We start from the raw sequence: 4444 nt of genomic DNA, 5'->3' as shown, positions 1-4444 counted from the left end.
TCAATACCTTTTTTCATCTTTTTTTACTTTTCTTAAACTTTTTCTTCCAATTTTTCCTTCCTCCTCTTTCTTATCTCCTGTAAACTGCTAAATACTTGCGCTAGTCATACGAAAGATAAAATATGTATAAACTAAAAATTCTATGACCTATTATCATAGAACTTTTATATCATTTTTCTATATATTTATTGTTTATCTCTAACAATCATCTCAGCTATCTTATTTATGGCTTAATTTTCTAGTCAAAAAATCACCAGCAAACTGAATAGCAAAGATAAGTACAATGATAATAACCGTTGCTAAAATAGTTACATCGTTATTATAGCGATTGAAGCCATAAGCAATCGCAACATTCCCGATTCCTCCAGCACCGACAGCACCAGCCATTGCAGTCTCGCCAACGAGAGAAATAAGAGTGACTGTTGTCACACGAATCAAATCTGGCAAACCTTCTCGCAGATAAACACCGACAAGATCACCAAAAGTTGCTCCACTAGCTTGGGCGGCCTCGATAACACCGCCGTCTAACTCAGCGAGTACAACTTGAACTTGGCGAGCAAAGAAAGCAAATACTGCAAAAGAAAGAGGTACGATAGCTGCATTTGGTCCAATACTAGTCCCCACAATCAAGTGTGAAAAAGGTGAAAGAACAGCTAACAAAATAATAAATGGGATAGCACGGAAGATAGATGTGATTTTGTCTAAAATCCAAAAAGCTATTTTATTTTCCAAGACACCTCCTGGAGCAGTCAAAACAAGAAAAAGCCCTGCAATTAAGCCTAACAATCCGCCGATAATAAAAGAAATGACTGTCATATACAATGTCAAGTAAATAGCTGTTCCCCAGCCAGCTTGACCGCTCCAACCCATTCGATAAACATTCGGCAAGTATGTTTGAATAAAATTTTCCATCTATGCTTCTCCCTTCAATACTGTCAATTGAACACCAGCTTCACGAATGGCTGTTTTAGCAGCTGCTAGATTTTCCTTTTCACCAGATAAAACAACGACCAGTTCTCCAACAGGCGTTCCACCTAAAATTTCAATGTTCCCATAAAGTATATTGGCGGTAACTTGATGATGTTTGTAAATTTCATTCAGTAAGGGGTCATCTGTAGAGGTTCCTGCGTACTTCATTTGCACCAAGAGACTATTTTTCGCCAAATGTTTGACAATTTCTTGTTGCTCAATCTTGCCCATAGCTTCATCAATTCCTGTTGCGGTAGAGATAAAGTCTTTGGTTAAATCTTGCTGAGGATTAGAGAAAATATCCAAAACAGAACCTTCTTCAATCAGTTGACCATCTTGCATAACAGCGACACGATTAGCGATGTCTTTAACAATTTGCATTTCATGGGTGATTAAAACAATTGTTAATCCTAGCTTTTGATTTAAATCTTGTAAAAGAGCTAAAATTTGTTTAGTTGTTTTTGGATCTAAGGCAGAGGTTGATTCATCAGAAATCAAGATTTTGGGGTCATTTGCCAAGGCACGCGCGATTGCAACCCGCTGTTTTGCCCTCCAGAAAGCTGAGAAGGATAATTTTCAGCACGATCGGCTAAGCCGACCAACTCCAACAGTGTACGCACTTTTTCTTTCTTTTCTTCTTTTGATAAGCCAGAATGTTTCAATGCAAAAGCGACATTTTCTTCTGCTGTCAATTGACTCATCAGATTAAAATGTTGAAAAATCATGCCGATGTCTTGACGTTTGCGACGTAGCTGTTCTGCTGTCAAGGTTACCTTATTGTCAAAAAGGACATCATCATCTACAATAATTTTCCCGCTCGTTGGAACTTGCAGTAGGTTAATGACACGAACCAAGGTTGATTTCCCAGCCCCAGAATAACCGACAATTCCATAGATATCTCTTTCTTGAATATGAATAGTCACATCTTTAACTGCTTGAATCTGACGTTTCTTTTGTTGAAAGGTTACATCAATGTGATCTAACTGAATCATTTCTTTACTCATAACTTGCAATCAGCTCCTCTACTAATTCAATATGGGTGTAATAATCTGCAATGCGTACATTTTCGTCACCGCCATGGTCTCGACTATTCGCATTTCCAAGTCCAAAGGCGACCATTGGTACCTCAAGTGCTTCAAATACCGTGTACATCGGTCCTGTACCTGCTGTAGTTGGTAAGACAGAAACTCCTTTTTGATAGAATTTCTTAGCCAGTTTAATGACATTTAAAATCGGCGACGCACTCATATCACTACGATAGCTCATTTCTCCCAAAGTATAAACTAATTCTACCTTATCGAAACCATTTTTGTCGAGTTGTTTGCGAATCAGTTCTAATACTCCATGTGGTTCCAGTCCTGGCACTAAGCGAACTTCTGCTTTTGCTGAAGCCTCTGACGGAAGAATCGTCTTCACTCCCTGACCCTGGTAACCAGAAGTAATTCCTTCAATATTTAAAGAGGGTTCAAAGAAAATTCGATTTAAAAAAGCTTTTTTCTCCTCTTGTAATAAAGGCAATTCCAAACCATAAATAGCTTGTACTTCTTCTGGACTGCGCTGAGCGTATTGTTCCACTAAAGCTAACTCTCGTTGATTAGGTACGATTACTTGATCATAAAGTTCTTCTACCTGAATACGTCCATCCTTACCTCTCAAGCTAGCAAGGGCGTTCAACAAGTACCAAGAAGCTGAATCAATTACACCACCAAAGCTAGAATGAATATCCACTTCCGCACTTTGGACCTTCATATCAAAGGTCACAATTCCTTTGTTTCCGCCAGAAATTTCTAGTTGACCCAAAGAATTTTTAATCCCTTGTTCCCAAATGAGAAGGTCTGCCCCTTGTAGAAGTGCCTTGTGCTTGGCTAAGTATTTTTCTAAATCAACAGAAGCAGACTCTTCTGCCCCTTCCATCATAAAAATAACATTGACAGGCAAACTCTTATGCTTTTGTAAATACTTTTGAACAGCCGTCAAACGTGCGATAATATGCCCTTTATCATCATCGACTCCACGACCATACATACTACCATCCCGAATAGATAGAGTGAACGGATCATCTGTCCAAATTTGATCACTATCTGCCGGAACTGTATCATAATGGTTGTAAAAAATAATTGTCTTAGCTGTTGGATTCTGACTTTTAAATGTTGCTATCACAAATGGCGCTGTATAGCTTTCATCTAATTCCACCTCTGCACCAGCTTTTGTAAAAATTTCTTTCAGATAAGCAGCAACTTCTTGTAAACCGACTTGTTGAGCGAAGATTGATTTTTTAGCAATCAACGCCCGTAAAACGGCAATATAGTCTTGTGCCACCATATCCTCTTCAAATCTTTTAATTTGTTCTTCTTCACTTGAAAATGTCATCTTTTCTCCTTATAGAATGGCGACAAAACTCAGTTGGAATTACCAACTGAGTTTTTAGACTGAACTACAGCTAATAGAATTAAGATTACCAAACTGGTTGGTCTAAGCCATCTGATGTTTCTTCAACCACTTTTTTCACTTCATCTGTATGGTAAGCTTTGATGATTTTTTTAATGGCATCGGCTTTTGAAGATTTTTCCCAATCTTTTTTGGCTGCAATGATATTAAACCATTGTTTTGAATTTTTATCTTTTGGTTCAATGAACAAAGCGTTTTTATAGTCCAATTTTGCTTCTGTTACAAATGTATTGTTTACAACGGCTGCATCTACTGAAGTCAATGAGCGAGCTGTTTGACTAGCATCCAATTCTGTAATTTTCAATTTTTTCGGATTTTCTTTGATATTTGCCACAGTTGCCAATTCATTTCCAGACTTGTCTAATTTAATCAATCCTGCAGATTGTAATAAATTAAGCGCCCGACTTTCATTTGTCGCATCATTTGGAACTGCAATTTCTGCACCATTTGGAATTTGGTCTACTTTTGTATATTTATTTTTTCCATTTTTGGTACCAGAGTAGAGACGAATGGGTGAGATATAAGTTTCAGCAGCTGCGACTAAGTCTTGCTTATTTTCCTTGTTCCAATTGTTCAAGAAATAGTAATGTTGGAAAGCATTGATATCCACTGCACCATCAGCAACTGCTTTATTTGGTTGCGAGTAGTCCGTAAATTCTGTAAATTCCAATTTAATATTGTCTTTTTTCAACAATTCTTGGATCTTGTCCCAGCGTTTTTCTTCTGAGTCGCTCTTTGTCATCACACCAATCTTAACCGTTTTGGCGTTATCACTTTTATTTCCTGAACCACAAGCTGCTAAGCCAATCACTGCTGCAGCTGCTAGAACCGTTATTCCAAACCATTTTTTCAATTTCATTTTCTGTCTCCTTTAAAAATCTTATGAAAATAGTATCGCACATATTTAGCTGATTGACAAATTGTTATTTCATAACAAAAGGTATAGCTATAAACTATAACTGTTTTGTGTAAGAAAACCAGCTGAAACTTTGAAACTAGCTGGCTTTACATTCTCTTATTTCACATC

General features: G+C 37.4%; 3 protein-coding genes and 1 pseudogene. All 4 read right to left on the bottom strand.

The window, feature by feature from the left end; genetic code table 11:
• Window positions 1-219: 219 nt before the first annotated feature.
• Window positions 220-912 carry a methionine ABC transporter permease gene (locus HMPREF2887_RS03670; RefSeq protein ID WP_003026079.1) on the bottom strand — a complete coding sequence of 231 codons (693 nt, stop codon included), beginning with the start codon at window positions 910-912 and terminating at the stop codon, window positions 220-222.
• A pseudogene (locus tag HMPREF2887_RS03665) lies at window positions 913-1973 on the bottom strand (methionine ABC transporter ATP-binding protein). It lies immediately after the preceding gene.
• Entirely contained in the window at window positions 1966-3339 is a 1374-nt protein-coding gene (locus HMPREF2887_RS03660) for a M20/M25/M40 family metallo-hydrolase (RefSeq protein WP_003026083.1), read from the bottom strand. The pseudogene HMPREF2887_RS03665 and the gene HMPREF2887_RS03660 overlap by 8 nt, the downstream one beginning before the upstream one ends.
• A gap of 85 nt (window positions 3340-3424) precedes the next feature.
• Window positions 3425-4276, bottom strand: a complete 852-nt coding sequence (locus HMPREF2887_RS03655) for a MetQ/NlpA family ABC transporter substrate-binding protein (RefSeq protein WP_003026085.1) — start codon at window positions 4274-4276, stop codon at window positions 3425-3427.
• Window positions 4277-4444 lie beyond the last annotated feature (168 nt).

Origin of the sequence: Streptococcus sp. HMSC071H03 (assembly GCF_001813035.1) — a bacterium.
Taxonomy (GTDB): Bacteria; Bacillota; Bacilli; order Lactobacillales; family Streptococcaceae; genus Streptococcus; species Streptococcus anginosus.
The sequence above is the reverse complement of the archived record's forward strand: the minus strand, read 5'-3'. Positions and strand labels throughout refer to the sequence as shown.

Coding starts and splice junctions, on each gene's coding strand:
- HMPREF2887_RS03655 (WP_003026085.1), bottom strand. CDS start 4,276: ATGAAATTGAAAAAATGGTTTGGAATAACGGTTCTAGCAGCTGCAGCA.
- HMPREF2887_RS03660 (WP_003026083.1), bottom strand. CDS start 3,339: ATGACATTTTCAAGTGAAGAAGAACAAATTAAAAGATTTGAAGAGGAT.
- HMPREF2887_RS03670 (WP_003026079.1), bottom strand. CDS start 912: ATGGAAAATTTTATTCAAACATACTTGCCGAATGTTTATCGAATGGGT.